Origin of the sequence: Pseudomonas sp. 2957 (assembly GCF_031456345.1) — a bacterium.
Taxonomy (GTDB): domain Bacteria; phylum Pseudomonadota; class Gammaproteobacteria; order Pseudomonadales; family Pseudomonadaceae; genus Aquipseudomonas; species Aquipseudomonas siliginis.
Map to the genome: position 1 here is coordinate 523,216 of NZ_JAVDUL010000005.1, position 20,757 is coordinate 543,972.

A 20,757-nucleotide genomic window follows, 5' to 3' on the forward strand; every position below is an offset into this window, starting at 1 on the left:
TCTTCAATGAAACTGAATTTCCCGCTTCGCCTGCTCGCCGCCGCCTCGCTGGCCGCTGCAAGCTTCCTGGCCCAGGCGGCCGATCTCACCGTCGCCTACCAGACCACCGTCGACCCGGCCAAGGTCGCTCAGGCCGACGGCGCCTACGAGAAAGCCACCAAGGCTGACATCAGTTGGCGCAAATTCGATAACGGTGCCGACATCATTGCCGCCATCGCTTCCGGCGATGTGCAGATCGGCTATCTCGGTTCGAGCCCGTTGACCGCCGCGATCACGCGCAAAGTGCCGGTCGAAACCTTCCTGATTGCCACGCAGATCGGCGCCGCTGAAGCACTGGTCGCGCGTGATGGTTCCGGCATCAAGACTCCGCACGATCTGATCGGCAAGAAAATCGCCGTGCCGTTTGTGTCCACCGGGCACTACAGCCTGCTCGCGGCGCTCAAGCACTGGAACATCGACCCGTCGAAAGTCACCGTGCTCAACCTCGCGCCGCCAGCTATCATCGCGGCGTGGAAACGCGGCGACATCGACGCCACTTACGTGTGGGATCCGGCACTGGGCGTCGCCAAGGAAAACGGCAAAGTGCTGATCACCTCCGGCGAACTGGCCAAGTTCGGCGCGCCGACCTTCGACGCGTGGATCGTGCGCAAGGACTTCGCCGAGAAGCACCCGGAAATCGTCACCGCATTCGCCAAGGTCACCCTCGACGCCTACGCCGCTTACCGCAAGGATCCGCAGGCTTGGCTGGCCAACCAGAGCAACGTCGACAAACTGGTCAAACTCTCCGGCGCCAAGGCCAGCGACATCCCATTGCTGCTGCAGGGCAACGTCTACCCATTGGCGGCGGATCAGGTCAGTGACCTCGGCGCGCCGACCACCAAAGCCATCACCGACACCGCCGCGTTCCTCAAGGAGCAAGGCAAGGTCGAAGCCGTGCTGCCGGACTACGCGCCTTACGTCAGCGCCAAATACATCACCAACTGATCGGGAGATACAGCGATGGCCTTGCTACAGCTGGAGCGCATCAGCGCACAGTACCCGGGCAGCCCGGAGCCGGTGCTGGCGGATATTTCTCTGACCCTGGGGCCGCAGCAATTGCTGGTCGCCCTCGGCCCGTCCGGCAGTGGCAAGACTTCGCTGTTGAACCTGATTGCCGGCTTCGTCGAGCCGAGTGCCGGGCGCATCACCCTTGACGGCGTGCCGGTCAAAGGCCCGAGCGCCGAACGTGGCGTGGTGTTTCAGGACGACGCTTTATTGCCTTGGCAGGACGTACTGGCCAACGTCGCCTTCGGCCTCGAACTGGCCGGTGTCGGCAAGGACAAGCGGGAAAAAATCGCCCGTGAAATGCTCGCGCTGGTCGATCTTGCCGGTTTCGAAGACCGACGCATCTGGCAATTGTCCGGTGGCCAGAAACAACGCGTCGGCCTCGCCCGCGCCCTCGCCGCCGATCCGCGCGTGCTGCTGATGGATGAGCCGTTCGGTGCGCTTGATGCGTTCACTCGCGAGCAGATGCAGGAGCTGTTGCTGCAAGTCTGGCAGCGCACTGCCAAACCGGTTTTCCTGATTACCCACGACATTGAAGAAGCGGTGTTCCTCGCCACGGACCTGATTCTGCTGGCACCGAATCCGGGGCAGATCGTCGAGCGCCTGCAGCTGGATTTCGGTCAGCGTTACGCCGCTGGCGAGTCGGCCCGCGCGATCAAATCCGATCCGCGTTTTATCGAAACCCGCGAGCATGTACTGAGCAAAGTCTTCTCGCAACGCAGCGCCGTACCCCGGCAGGAGCGCGCATGAGCAGTTACGACGTTTCCGCTGCGGCGGTGAAAACACCTTCGGTGAGCATCCCGCTGCGCCGCAGCCTCAGCACTCGCTGGATCAGCCTGCTGACCCTGTTCGGCCTGTTGGCGGTCTGGTGGGCGGTGACCGCTACCGAGTTGATCGAACCGCTGTTCTTGCCACCGCCCTCTGCCGTGCTGCAAAAAGGCTGGCTGCTGGCGACCTCGGGATATATGGATTCGACGCTGTGGCAGCACCTGGGCGCGAGCCTGAGCCGCATCGGCCTGGGTCTCGCTTTTGCGATTCTCACCGCCGTGCCGGTGGGTATTGCCATTGGTGCAAACCGCATCGCTCGCGGTGTGCTCGATCCACTGATCGAGTTCTACCGCCCGATCCCGCCGCTGGCGTATCTGCCGCTGATCGTGATCTGGTGCGGCATTGGCGAGTTGTCGAAAGTGCTGCTGATCTACTTGGCGATTTTTGCGCCGATTGCCATTGCCACCGCGACTGGCGTGCGTACCGTCGACCCAGCAAAACTGCGCGCGGCGCAGTCCTTGGGCGCGACGCGCGTGCAGTTGATTCGCCATGTGATTCTGCCCAGCGCACTGCCGGACATTCTCACCGGCGTGCGCATTGGCCTGGGGGTTGGCTGGTCGACCCTGGTCGCCGCTGAACTGATCGCGGCCACCAGTGGCCTGGGCTTCATGGTGCAGTCGGCTGCGCAATTCCTGGTCACCGATGTCGTGGTGCTGGGGATTCTGGTCATCGCCCTGATCGCCTTCGCCATGGAAATGGGCCTGCGCGCATTGCAGCGCAGACTGGTGCCATGGCACGGCCAGGCGCACTAAATCGCCTTGTGAAAATTCCCCTGTGGGAGCGAGCCTGCTCGCGAAAGCGTCAGATCATTCACTGCACTGTCGCCTGACACTCTGCATTCGCGAGCAGGCTCGCTCCCACAAAAGCATGACACTCCGAATTCGAAGAGAACGACCATGAGCACCCTCAACATCACCCCGTTAAGCTCGGCCCTCGGTGCGCAGATCAACGGCGTCGACATCAGCCAGCCGCTGAGCCTGGAACACCGCGACGTCATCGAACAGGCGCTGCTCAAATATCAGGTGCTGTTCTTCCGCAACCAGCCGATCGAGCCGGCACAGCAGGCACGTTTCGCGCATTATTTCGGCGACCTGCACATTCATCCGATCTACCCGAACGTGCCGGAACAACCGGAAGTGCTGATCCTCGACACCGCCGTCACCGACGTGCGCGATAACGCGATCTGGCACACCGACGTGACCTTCCTGCCAACGCCCGCGATGGGCGCAGTGCTCAGCGCCAAGTTGCTGCCGGAGTTCGGTGGCGACACATTGTGGGCCAGCGGCATTGCTGCGTATGAAGCGTTGTCGGAGCCAATGAAGTCCCTGCTCGAAGGTCTGACGGCCACCCACGATTTCACTCGTTCGTTTCCGCTCGAGCGCTACGGCAACACGCCTGAGGCGCTGGCGCAGTGGGAAGAAGCGCGGCGCAAGAATCCGCCGCTGTCGCACCCGGTGATCCGTACGCACCCGGTGAGCGGCCGGCGCTCGCTATTCGTCAATGAAGGATTTACCTCAAAGATCAACGAATTGTCGGAAACCGAGAGCGAGGCGATCCTGAAATTTCTGTTTGCCCACGCGACCCGGCCGGAATTCACCATTCGCTGGCGCTGGCAGAAGGACGACATCGCTTTCTGGGACAACCGCGTGACGCAGCATTACGCGGTGGACGATTACCGCCCGGCGCGGCGGGTGATGCAGCGGGCGACGGTGTTGGGGGATGTGCCGTTTTTTCGCTGAGCCCTTTTAAAGGCAAAAGCCCCTCACCCTAACCCTCTCCCGGAGGGAGAGGGGACTGATTGGGGATGCTGTAGAAGTACGCCGACCTGAACGTACTTTGCTGAATCCATAATCGACTCGGTATTTCAGGTCGATGTAAGACGCAAGACACCTCGGTCGGCTCCCTCTCCCTCTGGGAGAGGGCTGGGGTGAGGGTGGCTCACTCCGCCGTCGAAGGCTTCTCCCAAAGATTGATCCCGCCCTCCTGGGCAAACCGGTCAATCTCCGCCAGCTCTTCTGCACTGAAGCTCAGATTCTTCAACGCCCCAACGTTCTCGACAATCTGCTCCGGCCGGCTCGCACCAATCAGTGCCGAGGTCACTCGTGGATCACGCAGGGTCCACGCCAGTGCCAGCTGCGCCAGACTCTGGCCGCGACGCTGGGCGATCTCGTTCAACGCTCGCACGTGAGCGATGTTGGCCTCGGACAAGTGCGAAGCCTGCAGCGAGCCGCCGCCCGGGCGATTGACTCGCGCATCGGCCGGCACGCCGTTGAGGTATTTGTCGGTGAGCAAGCCCTGCGCCAACGGCGTGAAGGCGATGACGCCCGTGCCGAGTTCATCGGTGGTGTCGAGCAGATCCTTTTCCACCCAGCGATTGAGCAGGTTGTACGCCGGCTGATGAATCAGCAGCGGCACTTTCCATTCTTTCAGCAGCGCGGCCATCTCGCGGGTTTTCACCCCGGAATAGGACGAGATACCGATGTACAGCGCCTTGCCCTGCTGCACAGCGGTGGCGAGGGCGCTGGCGGTTTCTTCCAGCGGGGTGTCCGGGTCGAAGCGGTGCGAATAGAAGATGTCCACATAGTCCAGACCGAGGCGTTGCAGGCTCTGGTCGAGGCTGGCCAGCACGTATTTGCGCGAACCGCCGCCCTGACCATACGGGCCGGGCCACATGTCCCAACCGGCCTTGCTGGAGATGATCAGCTCGTCGCGATACTGCTTGAAGTCTTCGCGCAGCAGGCGACCGAAATTGATCTCGGCGCTGCCGTATGGCGGGCCGTAGTTGTTGGCCAGATCGAAATGATTGATGCCCAGATCGAACGCGGTGCGCAGCAAGGCACGCTGGGTCTCGATCGGCGTGCTGTCGCCAAAGTTGTGCCACAGGCCCAACGACAAGGCCGGCAGCACCAGACCGCTGCGACCGACGCGGCGGTAAGGAATGGAGTCGTAGCGGTTTTCGGCAGCGGTGTAAGTCATCGAATCCTCTCTTGTCTGTCTTTTAGTCATCAGAAACCGGACACCTTTGTGGCGAGGGGATTTATCCCCGATGGGTGGCGAAGCCGCCCCAAAACCTGAAACCTCGGCGAATCAGGTGTACCGAGTGCGCTGGTTTTACGACTGCTTCGCAGCCGAACGGGGATGAATCCCCTCGCCACAAAAGCTCTACCAATCATGCAAAGCGATTTGCAGGTCGAACCAGCCCCAGGTTCTGCCGCAACGTCCGGTCTTCATATCCAGTTCTGAACAACCCGCCCAGCATACGCCCAAGCGGCGCGACGCCGACCTCCGGTTCGACCAATTGCTGAAACGTTTCACATTTTTTCCTGCGCTTCAGCCTCGCTGGATTGGCCATGCTCAAAGTGACACCGAGTTGGCCCCTTCGCGAGCAGGCTCGCTCCCACAGAATTCTCCTGTGAACATGAAATTCATGTCCAGCCGAGATCCATTGTGGGAGCGAGCCTGCTCGCGAAGGCGGCCAATCAGGCAACACCCATTCACCAGGCGAAAACTGCCATGCACATCACCATCATCACTTTCTCCGGCCTGGTCCTGCTCGCACTGATGCTTTACATCGGCGACCCCCATTGGCTTCAGCCGCCAGACCATGGCCTACCGCTTCGCAGCGCTATGGCTTGCGATGACCCTGATCAATGGCGCAGTCGGCGTAGTTCATGCGGGCGGCCGCTGGGTACGGAAATAGCGCTTGGCAGCGCGGTATTCGGCATGCCGGCAGCAGCAATGGTGCTGTTCATGCTGCTGAGCGCCGAGTCCTGAGCAGACCCGGCGCGCAGCCGTCGGTCAACGCACCAGATGCAGGAACTGCATGTGCCGTTCGTACTGGTCGAGGATGTCGTTGATGATCTGCTCTTTGGTGTAGCCGACCAGATCGTAGTCCTGACTGCCCTCGCTCAAGTGCACTTCGGCGCGGTAGTAGCGGCGATTGTTGAGTTGCTTGGAACCCATGCCGCCGCGCGCGAACGATGGCGTGAAGTAGCCGCGCATCTGCACCTGATAGATGAACGGATGCTGCTCGCCATGGCCGATTTCCAGGCTGACGTTGTCATGCGCCGGATCCGGCTGAGTGACGACGTGCAGACCTTTTTCGACGAACACGGCGGTCACTTCTTCGATCGCCGGGCGCACTGTGCTTTCCATGAAGCGGTACACCTCGTCGCGGGACGGGAAGTGCACGGCCTGACTTAGGCGCTGACGCCAGCCACCGGTGCCACGCCGCGAACCGGAAACCGGCGCCAGCGAATGCAACTGCGCAATCTGCTTCTGCGATTCCAGATAGAACGCCTTGTGCAGGCCCCACATCATCAGCAGCAGAATCAACGAGAACGGCAATGAGGTCAGCACCACCGCCGACTTCAACGCGTCGATGCTGCCGGAAAACAGCAGTGCGCTGGTGATCAGCGCGGTCATCGCACCCCAGAACACCCGCAGCCATTTCGGCCCGTCTTCATCCGGGTTGCCGCCTTTCGCCGACAGGGTGGAGAGCACCACGGTGCCGGAATCCGCCGAGGTCACGAAGAACACGAAGCTGATGAACACCGTCACGGCGATGACAGTCTTGCTCCACGGATAGGTTTCCAGCAGCAGATAAATGCTCATCGACGGATTGTCGATGGCCGACATGCCCAGCGCACTCATGCCGTGATTGAGCACTTGATCCAGGGCGCTGTTGCCGAAGATCGACATCCACGCCAAGGTGAAACCGAGCGGAATCAACAGCACGCCGAAGACGAATTCACGGATGGTGCGGCCCCGGGAAATCCGCGCGATGAACAGGCCCACGAACGGCGACCATGCGATCCACCAGGCCCAGTAGAACACGGTCCAGCCGCCCAGCCAGTCGCTCGGTTTGTCGTAGGCGTAGAGGTCGAAACTCTTCATCGGCAGCGCGCCGAGGTAATCGCCGACGTTCTGGATCAGGGTGTTGAGCAGGTGCTGTGTCGGCCCGGCAAACAATACGAACAGCAGCAGCCCGCAGGCCAGCAGCATGTTGATGTCCGACATCACCCGCACGCCTTTGTCGACGCCGGAGACGGCCACAATGATCGCCGCACCCATCATCAGCGTGATCAGGCCGACCTGAATCCACTGCGTGTGGGCGATGCCGAACAGGTAGTCCAGCCCGGAGTTCAGATGCAGCACGCCGAAGCCCATGTCGGCACCAAGGCCGAACACCGTGGCGATGATGCCGAAGCCGTCCACCGCATAGCCGATCGGGCCGTTGATGCGTTTGCCGATCAGCGGATACAGCGCCGAACGCAGGGCCAGCGGCAGGTTGTGCCGATAGGCGAAATAGGCCAGCGCCATGCCGACGAAGGCAAACACGCCCCAGCCATGCAGGCCCCAATGCAGGAACAGGATCTGCATCGCCTGGCGTGCCGCATCCGCCGTGCCCGCGTCGCCTTGCGGTGGCTGGAGCATGTGGGTCAGCGGTTCGGAGACGCAGAAGAAAAACAGCGTGATGCTGATCCCGGCGGCGAACAGCATGCCGGCCCAGGACAGGTAACTGAATTCGGGTTCGTCGTGGTCGGCACCGAGTTTTATCTTGCCGTAGCCGGATAAGGCGGTGACCACCACGAAGACCAGATACAGGGTCATCGCGAGCATGTAGTACCAGCCGACCGTGTTGGCCGCCCAGTTTTGCGCTTCCAGCAACCAGGCGCCGGCCTGCTCGGGGATGGCGATGACGACAAGACCAAACAGCAGAATGACCGTCGCGGCGAAGTAGAACACCGGCGGATTCATGCGCACCAGACCGCTGGCGGGGGTAGACGATGCACTCATGAAAAGTGCACCTCGAAGGGTTGAAACGTGGCTGAAATGATCGGACTCAGCAAAGGCAAGCCTCCTGTTGTGAGCGGGCAGCGAACCACCGGTTTAACTTGAATGAACGTTCAAGTTAAACATGAATGGGGTGGTAAGGACTAATCGCAGGGCTGGGCGGTAGGTTTCCTACAGCGCCCGAGGAGGTTTATGACGCGGGTTTTGTGAGATTCGTTCACTGCGCCAAGCAAGAATCAAAAGCCCCTCACCCTAACCCTCTCCCAGAGGGAGAGGGGACTGATTGGGGGATGTTCAGAATGTGCGCCAACCTGAGGAAACCGTGCCGAATCCATAATCGACCCGGTATTTCAGGTCGATGTATGACGCAAAACACCTCGGTCGGCCCCCTCTCCCTCCGGGAGAGGGCTGGGGTGAGGGGAAAAGGATTCCACGGCCTACTTCTGCGTCCCGTCATCATGCTGCAGATTTGCCTGCGTCAGATTCGCCCCCGCCGGCACACTGCGCGTCAGCCAGACGTTGCCGCCAATGGTCGAGCCCTTGCCGATGGTGATCCGTCCGAGAATCGTCGCCCCGGCATAGATCACTACGTCATCCTCAACGATCGGATGACGCGGATGGCCCTTCTGCAACTGGCCGTCCTCATCCGCCGGGAAGCGCTTGGCCCCCAGGGTCACCGCCTGATAAATCCGCACCCGCTCACCAATGATCGCGGTTTCGCCAATCACTACGCCTGTGCCGTGATCGATAAAGAAACTGCGGCCGATCTGCGCGCCCGGGTGGATATCGATGCCCGTCGCCGAGTGCGCGATTTCCGCGCTGATCCGCGCCAGCAGCGGCAGCCCGGCACGGTATAAATGGTGCGCCAGGCGATGGTGAATCACCGCAAGAATGCCCGGATAGCACAGCAGCACTTCGTCAACGCTGCGTGCCGCCGGGTCGCCGTGATAAGCCGCCAGCACATCGGTGTCGAGCAGCGTGCGCAGGCCCGGCAAGGCCAAGGCGAAATCCTGCACGATCTGAATGGCGCGGGTCTCGACTTCACTGTCGTCCTTCGCACTGTGGCGGGCAACGTAACGCAGCTCCAGGCGCGTCTGCGCCAGCAAGGCATTCAGCGCTACATCAAGCGTGTGGCCGACGTAGAAGTCTTCACTTTCTTCACGCAGATCGACCGGTCCCAGACGCATCGGGAACAGCGCGCCACACAGCGCCTCGAGGATTTCCGCCATCGCCGCTCGCGACGGCAATTCGCGGCCGCCCTGCTCCCCTGAAGCCCGGCCATTCTGTGCGCGCCACTGATCCCGCGCGCTGCGCAGCTGGCTGACGATGGTCTGCAATTGCCAATGGCTGGAACGCTCGCTCACGGTAAAGACTCCTCACGGGCGGCCGGACTGTCTGGCCGCGTCATCGGCGCCTACTTTACGGCATGCCTTTGCCGACGAATTAAGAACCGATAGTGCTGGCCTCAGTCCATTTGGCTATAAGCGATTGGCGGTTGCCCGGGCAAAATCGCGTGCCTATAGTCCTTTCATTCTTCTGCGCCAGTACGGACCCATGATCAAACAACAGCTGCAACGCTTCCCCCGTCTCGAACTGCTGAGCCACCCTACTCCGCTGGAAAAACTCGAACGCCTGTCCACCTGGCTTGGTCGCGAGGTGTACATCAAGCGCGATGACCTGACGCCGCTGGCGATGGGCGGCAACAAGCTGCGCAAACTCGAATACCTGGCCGCCGACGCGCTCGCGCAAGGTGCTGACACGCTGATCACGGCCGGTGCGTTGCAATCGAACCACGTGCGCCAGACCGCCGCGCTGGCCGCGAAACGCGGCCTCGGTTGTGTGGCGCTGCTGGAAAATCCGCTGGGCACTGATGATGGAAATTACACCGGCAACGGCAACCGCTTGCTGCTGGATCTGTTCGACACCAAAGTCGAGCTGGTCGACAACCTCGACAATGCCGACGAACAACTGGCCGCCCTCGCCGTGCGCCTGCGCAGCAACGGCAAGAAGCCGTATCTGGTGCCGATCGGCGGCTCCAACGCCCTTGGTGCTCTGGGTTATGTGCGCGCCGGGCTGGAGCTGGCTGAGCAGATCAAAGACAGCGGCCTCGATTTCGCCGCAGTGCTGCTGGCTTCGGGCAGCGCCGGTACTCACAGCGGCCTCGGACTGGCGCTGAGTGAGGCGCTGCCGCAACTGCCGGTGATTGGCGTGACCGTTTCGCGCAGTGAAGAAGATCAGCGCCCGAAGGTTCAGGGTTTGGCCGAATGCACCGCTGAGCTGCTGGGCGTCGAGTTGCCCGCCAGCTTCAAGGTCGAGCTGTGGGACGAATATTTCGGCCCACGTTATGGCGAACCGAATGCCGGGACTTTGGCGGCGGTGAAACTGTTGGCGGCTCAGGAAGGTCTGTTGCTTGACCCGGTGTACACCGGCAAGGCCATGGCCGGCCTGTTAGACGGGATTGGCCGGCAGCGATTCGATGACGGCCCGATCATCTTCCTGCACACCGGGGGCGCGCCAGCGTTGTTTGCCTACAAGGATTTTCTGTAAGAGCAGATCAAGAGATGGTGATTGTTCCCCACGCAGAGCGTGGGAATGATCTTATGCAAAAAGTGAATATCAAAATTGATATTAAGTATTTTCAAGTCTAACGATCACATCTTATAGTCTCGCCGCAGGCGAATTTCGGGCGAGACGCTTAAGCTGCTTTAAGGCAGGATAGCGCTGTCGTTCAAATCACCAATTTGCCTACATTCCTTAAGCGTCTTCCATAAGAAAACACAGGGGCTTGTCATGAATTTTTCCGCACTACGTCGCACTCTGCTGGTCGGTTCGCTGGGTCTGGCACTGAGCGCCGGCCTGATCGGTCAGGCAGTGGCCGGTGAGCAGTTGCAACAGATCAAGGACAAGGGCGTTCTCAACGTCGGCCTGGAAGGCACTTACCCACCGTTCAGCTACGTCGACGAGAACGGCAAGCTGTCGGGTTTTGAAGTGGAGCTGTCCGAAGCCCTGGCGCAGAAACTCGGCGTCAAAGCCAAGATCCAGCCGACCAAATGGGACGGCATCCTCGCCGCACTGGAATCCAAGCGTCTGGATCTGGTGGTCAACCAAGTGACCATCTCCGACGAGCGCAAGAAGAAGTACGACTTCTCCGAACCCTACACCGTCTCCGGCATTCAGGCCCTCGTGCTGAAAAGCAAAGAGTCGGCGCTGAACATCAAGACCGCCGCTGACCTGTCCGGCAAGAAAGTCGGTGTCGGCCTGGGCACCAACTACGAGCAGTGGGTCCGCGCCAACGTGCCGGGCGCTGACGTGCGCACCTACGACGATGATCCGACCAAGTTCGCCGACCTCAACAACGGTCGTACCGATGCCATCCTGATCGACCGTCTGGCTGCCCTCGAATACGCCAAGAAAGCCCCGAAAACCGTGGCTGCCGGCGAGGCCTTCTCGCGTCAGGAATCCGGTATCGCCCTGCGCAAAGGCGAGCCTGAACTGCTCGCTGCGGTGAACAAGGCGCTCGACGAACTGCGTGCTGACGGCACTCTCGAGAAACTGTCGAAGAAATACTTCAACGCAGACGTCACTAAATAATGGAAGAGGCTTTCCAACTCGCGCTGGATTCCGCGCCCTTTCTGTTGAAGGGCGCGTACTACACGGTAGTCCTCAGCCTCGGCGGGATGTTCTTCGGTCTGCTGCTGGGCTTCGGCCTCGCGCTGATGCGCCTGTCGCGCTTCAAATCGGTCAGCTGGCTGGCCCGCATCTACGTGTCGTTCTTTCGCGGCACGCCGTTGCTGGTGCAGCTGTTCGTGATCTATTACGGCTTGCCGCAACTGGGCATGGAGCTTGATCCGCTGCCAGCAGCGCTGATCGGTTTCTCGCTGAACATGGCCGCCTACGCCTGTGAAATCCTTCGTGCCGCGATCGGTTCGATCGAACGCGGTCAGTGGGAGGCTGCTGCGAGTATCGGCATGACCCGCGCGCAGACCCTGCGCCGGGCCATCCTGCCGCAAGCGATGCGCACGGCATTGCCGCCGCTGGGCAACAGCTTCATTTCGCTGGTCAAGGACACGGCGCTGGCCGCGACCATTCAGGTGCCGGAGCTGTTCCGTCAGGCGCAGCTGATTACCGCCCGGACTTTTGAAGTCTTCACCATGTATCTTGCCGCCGCGCTGATCTACTGGATTCTGGCTACGGTGCTTTCGCACTTGCAGAACAAGTTGGAAGAGCGGGTCAATCGGCACGACCAGGAGTCCTGACGCGATGATTGTCGTGGAAAAACTGACCAAGCAATTCAAGGGTCAGGTCGTGCTCAACGGCATCGACCTTGAGGTAAAGGAAGGCGAAGTCGTCGCGATCATCGGCCCCAGTGGTTCGGGGAAAACGACGTTCCTGCGCTGCCTGAATTTCCTCGAAGAGCCCACCAGCGGCCGGATCAAGGTCGGCGATATCGAAATCGATACCAGCCGCCCGCTGAACCAGCAGCAAAGTCTGGTGCGCAACCTGCGCCAGCACGTCGGCTTCGTGTTCCAGAACTTCAACCTGTTCCCCCATCGCACCGCTTTGGAAAACGTCATCGAAGGCCCGATCGTGGTCAAGAAGATGCCGCGCGACCAGGCAGTTGCTCTGGGTAAAAAGCTGCTGACCAAAGTGGGGCTTGCCGGCAAGGAGGACGCGTATCCGCGCCGGCTTTCCGGTGGCCAGCAACAGCGCGTGGCAATTGCCCGGGCGCTGGCGATGGAGCCGGAAGTCATTCTGTTCGACGAACCGACCTCCGCCCTCGACCCGGAACTGGTCGGCGAAGTGCTGGCGACCATTCGCGGTCTTGCCGAAGAAAATCGCACCATGGTGATTGTCACCCATGAAATGGGTTTTGCCCGTGACGTGGCCAATCGCGTGGTGTTTTTCGACAAGGGCGTAATTGTTGAACAAGGTGAAGCCAAGGCACTGTTTGCCAACCCGAAAGAAGAACGCACCAAACAGTTTCTCAGCAAGTTTCTGAATCACGCCTGAGAACTTTCTCTGCCACAGCCCTCAACTTCCACGGACGGAAGTTATCCCTCCCCCGGCATTTCATTCTTCTAAACATTTATTACTTGTGCGCGCAGATAAACATTGCGCAACGATGACGCACATCCTCGATTCGTCATATTTCCACACGTTTGCCGGTGAACGAACCCGCACAAAACGCCGCGAAACCGCTGTTTATCTGTAGCTGATTTCGCGCTTACGCCTAGGCTTATTGCCTCGATGACGTAGGAGCTTTCTGATTAACTTGTAATTTACGCATTAACTAATCCCCTCTATTGACACCCCTCTCCGCAGACTTTTATCTAGTCGGCAACCGGCGCCCCTTAGTTCAAACAACTCGCACTAATACCGAGCAAATACTTGTCGCTTTTATTGCCAGTTGATTCGCGCCTTTTTTGTTTTCCAGAAACGGATTTCGCTGCAAGACTTCAAGGAGAGAAACCGATGACCCGCACTTCGCACACACCCGAACTTGCAGCGCCAACGCTGGCATGCGCACAAAAAACCGGCATTAACCTGGCAACAGCAGCCCACCTGCTCATCGACGTGCCGCCCTACTGCGACATGGACGTTGGCGATCTGATCGAACTGTTCTGGGACAAATGCTATGTCGCGTCAAAAGTCCTCAGCGCGGCCGATGTGGGCGAGTCAGTGAGCCTGCGGGTGCCGGAGAGTTTCATTGCCAATGGCACCGCGCGCATTCACTACCGCGTGATGCAGGTCGGCCAGGGCCCCGCGCTTTCGGCAACGACGCGGATACAGGTCAAACTCGATTGCCCGGGTGGCCAGCCCGCTGCGCACTGCGAAGATGAAAACCAGCAACTGGCACCGGTGATCATCCCCGAAGCGATTCGCCGCCAGGGCGTCAACCCCAGCCAGATCAAACGCGGCGTGCCGCTGACTATCGAGCCTTATCTGAACATGGCCGAAGACGACGCCATCACATTGCGCTGGGGTGATGTGCGCATGGATCTGGCGGCGCTCACTGCGGCCGACGTCGGGCTGCCGATTCAGGTCTGGGTGCCACCGGCGGTCATTGTCGAAGCGGGCGAAGACCTGCGGCTGGACGTGACCTACTGCATCCTCGACCGGGTCGGTAACAACTCGCGCTGGGCACCGCCGCGCACACTGAAAATCGGTTGCGTGAATCCGTACGTGAAAGTCCCGTTGAAGCCCGAATTCAAGGCCGCTGAATCACGTACCAAGTGAGACCTGCTCAAGGTGGGAGGTCAGTTATCTCTCACCTGAACCTCGTTAACCGAGCCGAACATTCACCCTTCTATGCATATTCCTAAAAGTTAGTTCATTTAATTTTTATACACGCTTAGGGTATATGCACCGGACCACCGGACATTCTTTCAATCGTCGCACTCCGCGGCGTTTTTCATGAGATGTGAGGTAGGTATGGTCCGGAACACAATCACCCCAGTGCAGATCGCCAGGGCATTGCGTGCAGCCAGGGAGCGGCACTGATGTCCAGTCTGGCAGATGCGAATCTGCAGTCCGATCTGGACATCGCCCCACTGTTATTGCCCGCGCAAGTACTGCGCAACGACGCTCAAGCCATCAAGGCCGCCCACGAGCTGGCGCAGGCCGCCCGCGTGCAGGCGGCCAAACGCGACCGTCAGCGCAAGCTGCCATGGTCGGAAATTGAACAGTTCACCCGCAGCGGTCTGGGCAGCATTGCCATCCCGCGCGAATACGGTGGCCCGCAGGTTTCCTTCGTCACATTGGCTGAAGTATTCGCGATCATTTCTGCCGCCGACCCGGCGCTCGGACAGATTCCGCAAAACCAGTTCGGCATCATCCATCTGGTGCTCGGCACCGCTACCCAAGCGCAGAAAAAGCAGCTGTTCCAGAGTGTTCTGGAAGGTTGGCGCATCGGCAATGCCGGCCCGGAACGCGGCACGAAAAACACCTTGGAACTGAAGGCGCGAATCAGTGCAGATGGCGACGACTACGTGATCAACGGCCAGAAGTTCTACTCCACCGGCGCCCTGTTCGCCCACTGTGTCGCGGTGAAAGCGCTCAACGATGACGGCAAGCAAGTGCTGGCCTTCGTCCGTCGCGGCACGCCAGGTTTGCGCATCGTCGATGACTGGTCGGGTTTCGGCCAGCGCACCACCGCCAGCGGCACGATCCTGCTGAACAACGTGCGCGTCGAGTCGAGCCTGGTCATCGACAACTGGAAGATCAACGACAAGCCGAACACCCAAGGGGCAGTGTCGCAGCTGATTCAAGCGGCCATCGACGCCGGCATCGCACGCGGTGCTATCGACGACGCCATCGACTTCGTCAAAAGCCGCGCGCGGCCATGGATCGACGCCAAGGTCGAGCGCGCCAGCGATGACCTCTACGTGATCGCCGATATCGGCAAACTGAAAATCGAACTGCACGCCGCCGAAGCGTTGCTGCGCAAGGCCGGACAAGTGCTTGATCAGGTTCACGCGGCGCCACTCACTGCTGAGTCCGCTGCTCGCGCTTCGATCGCCGTGGCTGAAGCAAAAGTACTGACCACCGAGATCTCGCTGCTGGCCAGCGAAAAGCTCTTCGAACTGGCCGGCAGCCGCGCGACCCTCGCCGAATTCAACCTCGACCGCCACTGGCGCAACGCCCGCGTGCACACCCTGCACGACCCGGTGCGCTGGAAATATCACGCAGTCGGCGCCTATCGCCTGAACGGCACTTTGCCGGCTCGCCATTCCTGGATCTGAGACGACCAGTCATCTGGAGAACCACCTATGACGCTTTCCCATCACGTCGCGCTCATCACCAGCGATGAGCAAGCCCTGATCGTCGCCAGCGACCTGGCCGAAGATTTCAAACGCGACAGCGCGATCCGCGACCGCGAACGCCGCCTGCCATTGGCCGAGCTCGAAGTGTTTTCCCGCTCCGGCCTGTGGGGCATCAGCGTGCCAAAAGAATATGGCGGCGCGGGCGTATCCAACGTCACCCTGGCCAAAGTCATCGCCCTGATTGCGCAGGCCGACGGTTCACTCGGGCAAATTCCGCAGAACCATTTCTACGCACTGGAAGTGCTGCGCGTGAATGGCAGCGATGAACAGAAACAACGTCTGTACGCCGAGGTCCTCGCCGGTCAACGCTTCGGCAATGCGCTGGCGGAACTGGGCACCAAAACCGCTCACGACCGTGTCACCCGTCTCAAACGCGACGGCGCTGGTTATCGCATCAACGGTCGCAAGTTCTACTCGACCGGGGCGATTTACGCGCAGCGCATTCCGACGTCGGTGGTCGATGAAAACGGCGTACAGCAACTGGCCTTCGTCCCGCGCGAGAGCAAGGGCCTGACGGTGATCGACGACTGGAGCGGCTTCGGCCAGCGCACCACCGGCAGCGGATCGGTAGTGTTCGAAGATGTCTATATAGCGGCCGAAGACGTGCTGCCGTTTCAGAGCGCTTTCGAGCGCCCGACCACGGTCGGCCCGCTGGCGCAGATTCTCCACGCCGCCATCGACACCGGCATTGCCCGCGCCGCTTTCGAAGATGCCTTGCATTTTGTGCGCAGCAAGACCCGTCCGTGGATCGATTCCGGCAACGACAAGGCCACCGAAGATCCACTCACATTGAAGAGCTTCGGCCACTTGAGCATTCGGTTGCACGCCACCGAAGCCTTGCTCGAACGTGCCGGCGAAATCCTCGATGCCGCGCAAGCCGAAACCAACGCCGAAACCGTCGCCGCCGCATCGATCGCGGTTGCCGAAGCGCGGGCGATCAGCACGGAAATTTCCCTCGCCGCTGGCAGCACCCTGTTCGAACTGGCTGGCAGCCAGGCGACCCTCAGCGAACACGGCCTCGACCGACACTGGCGCAACGCGCGCGTACACACGCTGCATGACCCGGTGCGCTGGAAGTATCACGCGGTAGGCAATTATTACCTCAACGATGAAAAGCCGCCGCTGCGGGGGACCATCTGATGGCCGCCGCGAAAAAGAAGATCCTGCTCAATGCGTTCAACATGAACTGCATCGGCCATATCAATCACGGCATGTGGACGCATCCGCGCGACACTTCGACCCGCTACAACACGATCGAATACTGGACCGAACTGGCGCAGTTGCTTGAGCGTGGATTGTTCGATGGTTTGTTCATCGCTGACATCGTCGGCGTCTACGACGTCTACCAGAACTCGGTGGACGTCACGCTGAAAGAGTCGATCCAGTTGCCGGTCAACGATCCGCTGCTACTGGTTTCAGCGATGGCAGCCGTCACCAGAAACCTCGGCTTCGGCCTGACCGCCAATCTCACTTACGAGCCGCCATATCTGTTCGCCCGACGCATGTCGACGCTCGATCATTTGAGTCGCGGCCGGGTCGGCTGGAACATCGTCACCGGTTATCTGGACAGCGCCGCCAAAGCCATGGGCCTGCGCGAACAGGTCGAACATGACCGCCGCTACGACCAGGCCGAAGAGCATCTGCAGGTGTTGTACAAGCTCTGGGAAGGCAGTTGGGAGAACGGCGCGGTGCTCAACGACCGCGAGGAGCGTATCTACGCCAATCCGGAAAAAGTGCACAAGGTCGAGCACAAGGGCGAGTTCTATCAGGTCGAGGGTTATCACCTCTGCGAGCCGTCCCCGCAGCGCACGCCAGTGCTGTTTCAGGCCGGTAGCTCTGATCGCGGCTTGCTCTTCGCCGGGCGTCACGCCGAATGCGTGTTCATCAGCGGCCAGAACAAACCGTCGACCAAAGTACAGGTCGACAAGGTTCGCGCCAGCGCCGTCGAAGCCGGGCGCAATCCTGAGGACATCAAGGTGTTCATGGGCCTCAATGTGATCGTCGGCGCCACCGAAGAAGCGGCGTGGGCCAAGCATGCCGAGTATTTGAGTTACGCCAGTGCCGAGGCCGGCGTGGCGCATTTTTCCGCCTCCACCGGCATCGACTTTGCCCAATACGAAATCGATGAGCCGATCCAGTACGTGAAGAGCAATGCGATTCAGTCGGCGACGAAAAACCTGCAAAACAACGACTGGACCCGGCGCAAATTGCTCGACCAGCACGCCCTCGGTGGTCGTTACATCACCGTGGTCGGCTCGCCCGAGCAAGTGGCGGATGAACTGGAATCGTGGATCGCCGAAACCGGTCTGGACGGCTTCAATCTGACCCGCATCGTCACCCCGGAAAGCTATGTCGATTTCATCGAGCTGGTGATTCCCGAGCTGCAGTGGCGCGGCTCGTACAAGACTGCGTATGACAGCGGGACCTTGCGCGAGAAGTTGTTTCACGGTGAGGCGCAATTGCCTGAGCAACATGCCGGCTCTTCGTACCGACGCTAAAAGCATCGCTGGCAAGCCAGCTCCCACAAGGGTCTGCGGCGCACACAAAACCTGTGGGAGCTGGCTTGCCAGCGATGAGACCACAACAGCACCACAAATCTTATGCACTGACTGGAAAACTCATCATGACCAAGAAAACCCTGTCCCACCCAGTCAAAGCACTGGCTCTGGTCTTCGGCCTGTTCAGCTCGGCGGTATTCGCTGCCGATGCGCCGCTGAAAATCGGCACCACCGCCGCTTTTGCCATCCCGCTGGAAGCCGCCGTCGAGGAAGCTTCCAAACAAGGCCTGAAAGTCGAGCTGGTGGAATTCACCGACTGGATCGCGCCCAACGTCAGCCTCGCCGCTGGCGACATCGATGTGAATTACTTCCAGCACATTCCGTTCCTGGAAAACGCCAAAGCCGCGTCCGGCTTCGATCTGGTGCCATTCGCTCCTGGGATCATTAACAACGTCGGTCTGTATTCGAAGCGATACAAAAGCTTCGATGAGCTGCCCGAAGGCGCCAGCGTCGCCATCGCCAACGACCCGATCAACAGCGGACGCGGTTTGCAATTGCTCGCCAAGGCCGGGTTGATCACCCTGAAACCGGGCGTCGGCTACAAAGCCACCGAAGACGACATCGTCGCCAATCCGAAGAAGATCAGGATTCTTCAGGTCGAAGCCGTGCAGCTGGTGCGCGCGTACGACGACGCCGACCTGGTTCAGGGTTACCCGGCCTATATCCGACTGGCGAAGACCTTCGATGCCGGCTCGGCACTGCTGTTCGACGGTCTCGATCACAAGGAATACGTGATCCAGTTCGTCATCCAGCCGAAGAGCAAAACCGACCCGCGCCTGATCAAGTTCGTCGACATCTATCAGCATTCGCCGGCCGTTCGCGCGGCACTGGACAAGGCCCACGGCAAGCTCTATCAGGCCGGTTGGGAAAGCTGAACATGACTGCCGCGATCCAACGGCGACTGGAGCTTCCAGAGCCACACAATGCTGAAAAAACCGAGTTGCACCCCGAGTTGAATCGCGCCCACGTACGCTTTATTGGCGTGGGCAAAACCTACGACGGCCGGCAAGGTCCGGTCGCGGCCTTGCAGGGCATCGACCTGGCGATTCAGCGTGGTGAAGTGTTCGGCATCATCGGCCGCAGCGGCGCCGGCAAGTCGTCGCTGATCCGCACGATCAATCGCCTGGAACAGCCAACGTCGGGGCGGGTGCTGATCGATCAGGTCGATATCGGCGAGTTCGATGAAGACCGCCTCGTCGCTCTGCGCCGGCGTATCGGCATGATCTTCCAGCACTTCAATCTGATGTCGGCCAAGACCGTCTGGCAGAACGTCGAGTTGCCACTGAAAGTCGCCGGCGTGCCGAAGGAACAGCGCGACAACAAGGTTCGCGAACTGCTCGAACTGGTCGGCCTGCAAGGCAAGCACAAGGCGTACCCGGCGCAACTCTCCGGTGGGCAGAAACAGCGTGTCGGCATCGCCCGCGCGCTGGTGCATGACCCGGACATTCTGCTCTGCGATGAAGCGACATCGGCACTCGATCCGGAGACCACGCAGTCGATCCTCGGCCTGTTGCGCGAGATCAACAAACGCCTCGGCCTGACCATTGTGCTGATCACTCACGAAATGGCAGTGATCCGCGACATCTGCGATCGCGTCGTCGTGCTTGAGCATGGCCATGCGGTCGAGCAAGGGCCGGTGTGGCAAGTGTTCGGCAATCCGCAACACGAGGTCAGCCAGACCTTGCTCGCGCCGCTGCAACACGCCTTGCCGGAAGAACTGCAAAGCCGATTGCAGGCGCAATCCACGGCTTCTGATGCAGCGGTGGTGTTGCGTTTGCAGTTCACCGGCAGTGCCGCTGATGAGCCGGATCTGGCTGCATTATTTGCGGCGTTGGGTGGCCAAGTGAAGCTGCTTCAGGGCGGCGTGGAAAGGATTCAGGGTCACGCGCTGGGGCAGCTGTTGCTGGCCGTCAGCGGCTCGGCGTTCAGCGCCGAACAATTGCGCGAACGCGCCGGGCAATGGGCGCAACGAGTGGAGGTATTGGGCTATGTGGTTTGATCGCTTGCTGCAGGGTTTTATCGACACCTTCCTGATGGTTGGCGTGTCGTCGTTGATCGCGCTGCTGGCGGGGATTCCCATGGCGGTGATTCTGGTCACCAGTGACAAGGGCGGGATCTATGAGGCGCCGCTGTTGAACCGTGCGCTGGGCGCCTTGGTCAATCTGTTCCGCTCGATCCCGTTCCTGATTCTGATGGTTGCGCTGATTCCGTTTACCCGCCTGATCGTCGGCACCACCTATGGCGTGTGGGCCGCTGTGGTACCGCTGACAATCGCCGCAACGCCCTTCTTCGCGCGGATCGCCGAAGTGAGTCTGCGCGAGGTCGATCATGGTCTGATCGAAGCCGCGCAGGCCATGGGTTGCCGGCGCTGGCATATCGTCTGGCATGTGCTGCTGCCCGAGGCGCTGCCGGGGATTGTCGGCGGTTTCACCATCACCCTGGTGACGATGATCAATTCGTCGGCCATGGCTGGGGCAATTGGTGCTGGTGGGCTGGGGGATATCGCTTACCGCTACGGTTATCAGCGCTTCGACAGCCAGATCATGTTGACGGTGATTGTCTTGCTGGTGGCGTTGGTGGCGGTGATTCAGTTGGGTGGGGATCGGTTGGCTCGGGGGTTGAACAAGCGGTGAAGCAGACTCTTTGCTTCCGATGGCTGGGACGCCAGCGCCCACCATCGGATGCGAACTGGTGGCGCTAACGTGAGT

General features: G+C 60.4%; 18 protein-coding genes and 1 pseudogene. 16 read left to right on the plus strand and 3 right to left on the minus strand.

The genetic code is table 11. The features are described 5' to 3' along the window. Positions 1-6 precede the first annotated feature (6 nt). The 4 genes from tauA to tauD all read left to right on the plus strand — a co-directional run bounded on the left by tauA (position 7) and on the right by tauD (position 3,611). Positions 7-984: a taurine ABC transporter substrate-binding protein gene (tauA, locus tag J2Y39_RS20565; RefSeq protein ID WP_310219394.1), complete on the plus strand. Its 978-nt coding sequence runs from the start codon at positions 7-9 to the stop codon at positions 982-984. Positions 985-999: 15 nt separating this feature from the next. Beyond that, positions 1,000-1,794 carry a taurine ABC transporter ATP-binding subunit gene (gene tauB, locus J2Y39_RS20570; protein WP_041477476.1) on the plus strand — a complete coding sequence of 265 codons (795 nt, stop codon included), beginning with the start codon at positions 1,000-1,002 and terminating at the stop codon, positions 1,792-1,794. After that, entirely contained in the window at positions 1,791-2,624 is an 834-nt protein-coding gene (tauC, locus tag J2Y39_RS20575) for a taurine ABC transporter permease TauC (RefSeq protein ID WP_150637913.1), read from the plus strand. The genes tauB and tauC overlap by 4 nt, the downstream gene beginning before the upstream one ends. Before the next feature lie 144 nt (positions 2,625-2,768). Beyond that, a complete protein-coding gene (gene tauD / locus J2Y39_RS20580) occupies positions 2,769-3,611 on the plus strand; it encodes a taurine dioxygenase (RefSeq protein WP_256808588.1) in 843 nt (280 codons plus the stop codon). A 199-nt stretch (positions 3,612-3,810) separates the two neighbouring features. On the opposite strand, the gene mgrA is transcribed toward tauD, so the two are convergent. Further along, the gene (gene mgrA / locus J2Y39_RS20585) at positions 3,811-4,848 is read right to left on the minus strand and encodes an L-glyceraldehyde 3-phosphate reductase (RefSeq protein ID WP_056787077.1); all 1,038 of its coding nucleotides are present in this window, start codon (positions 4,846-4,848) and stop codon (positions 3,811-3,813) included. Between the two features lie 537 nt (positions 4,849-5,385). Here mgrA and J2Y39_RS20590 point away from each other — a divergent pair. Then, positions 5,386-5,646 (plus strand): annotated as a pseudogene (locus tag J2Y39_RS20590) (hypothetical protein). A gap of 24 nt (positions 5,647-5,670) precedes the next feature. On the opposite strand, the gene betT reads toward J2Y39_RS20590, so the two are convergent. Then, positions 5,671-7,632 (minus strand): choline transporter BetT, encoded by a 1,962-nt coding sequence (gene betT, locus J2Y39_RS20595; RefSeq protein WP_167333564.1) that lies wholly within the window; start codon positions 7,630-7,632, stop codon positions 5,671-5,673. Positions 7,633-8,105: 473 nt separating this feature from the next. After that, positions 8,106-9,032: a serine O-acetyltransferase EpsC gene (epsC, locus tag J2Y39_RS20600; RefSeq protein ID WP_310219398.1), complete on the minus strand. Its 927-nt coding sequence runs from the start codon at positions 9,030-9,032 to the stop codon at positions 8,106-8,108. Positions 9,033-9,222: 190 nt separating this feature from the next. On the opposite strand from epsC, the gene J2Y39_RS20605 reads away from it, so the two are divergent. From J2Y39_RS20605 to J2Y39_RS20655, 11 genes are all read left to right on the plus strand, one after another. Then, a complete protein-coding gene (locus J2Y39_RS20605; protein WP_310219399.1) occupies positions 9,223-10,215 on the plus strand; it encodes a D-cysteine desulfhydrase in 993 nt (330 codons plus the stop codon). Positions 10,216-10,458: 243 nt separating this feature from the next. Further along, the gene (gene tcyJ / locus J2Y39_RS20610; RefSeq protein WP_016772199.1) at positions 10,459-11,259 is read left to right on the plus strand and encodes a cystine ABC transporter substrate-binding protein; all 801 of its coding nucleotides are present in this window, start codon (positions 10,459-10,461) and stop codon (positions 11,257-11,259) included. Further along, positions 11,259-11,924, plus strand: coding sequence for a cystine ABC transporter permease (gene tcyL / locus J2Y39_RS20615; protein WP_016772200.1), 666 nt, complete (start codon positions 11,259-11,261; stop codon positions 11,922-11,924). The genes tcyJ and tcyL overlap by 1 nt, the downstream gene beginning before the upstream one ends. A gap of 4 nt (positions 11,925-11,928) precedes the next feature. Next, positions 11,929-12,678, plus strand: coding sequence for an L-cystine ABC transporter ATP-binding protein TcyN (tcyN, locus tag J2Y39_RS20620; RefSeq protein WP_076565047.1), 750 nt, complete (start codon positions 11,929-11,931; stop codon positions 12,676-12,678). Between the two features lie 462 nt (positions 12,679-13,140). Continuing rightward, the gene (locus tag J2Y39_RS20625) at positions 13,141-13,905 is read left to right on the plus strand and encodes a hypothetical protein (protein WP_095181108.1); all 765 of its coding nucleotides are present in this window, start codon (positions 13,141-13,143) and stop codon (positions 13,903-13,905) included. Positions 13,906-14,168: 263 nt separating this feature from the next. Further along, a complete protein-coding gene (locus J2Y39_RS20630; RefSeq protein WP_310219401.1) occupies positions 14,169-15,410 on the plus strand; it encodes an SfnB family sulfur acquisition oxidoreductase in 1,242 nt (413 codons plus the stop codon). A gap of 27 nt (positions 15,411-15,437) precedes the next feature. Continuing rightward, positions 15,438-16,631, plus strand: a complete 1,194-nt coding sequence (locus tag J2Y39_RS20635) for an SfnB family sulfur acquisition oxidoreductase (RefSeq protein ID WP_310219403.1) — start codon at positions 15,438-15,440, stop codon at positions 16,629-16,631. Continuing rightward, positions 16,631-17,989: an LLM class flavin-dependent oxidoreductase gene (locus J2Y39_RS20640; RefSeq protein WP_310219405.1), complete on the plus strand. Its 1,359-nt coding sequence runs from the start codon at positions 16,631-16,633 to the stop codon at positions 17,987-17,989. The genes J2Y39_RS20635 and J2Y39_RS20640 overlap by 1 nt, the downstream gene beginning before the upstream one ends. A gap of 125 nt (positions 17,990-18,114) precedes the next feature. Further along, complete coding sequence (locus J2Y39_RS20645) at positions 18,115-18,924, plus strand: MetQ/NlpA family ABC transporter substrate-binding protein (protein WP_310219407.1); 810 nt, start codon at positions 18,115-18,117, stop codon at positions 18,922-18,924. A gap of 2 nt (positions 18,925-18,926) precedes the next feature. Continuing rightward, positions 18,927-20,048 (plus strand): ATP-binding cassette domain-containing protein, encoded by a 1,122-nt coding sequence (locus J2Y39_RS20650; RefSeq protein WP_310219409.1) that lies wholly within the window; start codon positions 18,927-18,929, stop codon positions 20,046-20,048. Further along, positions 20,038-20,682, plus strand: coding sequence for a methionine ABC transporter permease (locus J2Y39_RS20655; RefSeq protein WP_150741789.1), 645 nt, complete (start codon positions 20,038-20,040; stop codon positions 20,680-20,682). Before J2Y39_RS20650 ends, J2Y39_RS20655 begins: the two co-directional genes overlap by 11 nt. Positions 20,683-20,757 lie beyond the last annotated feature (75 nt).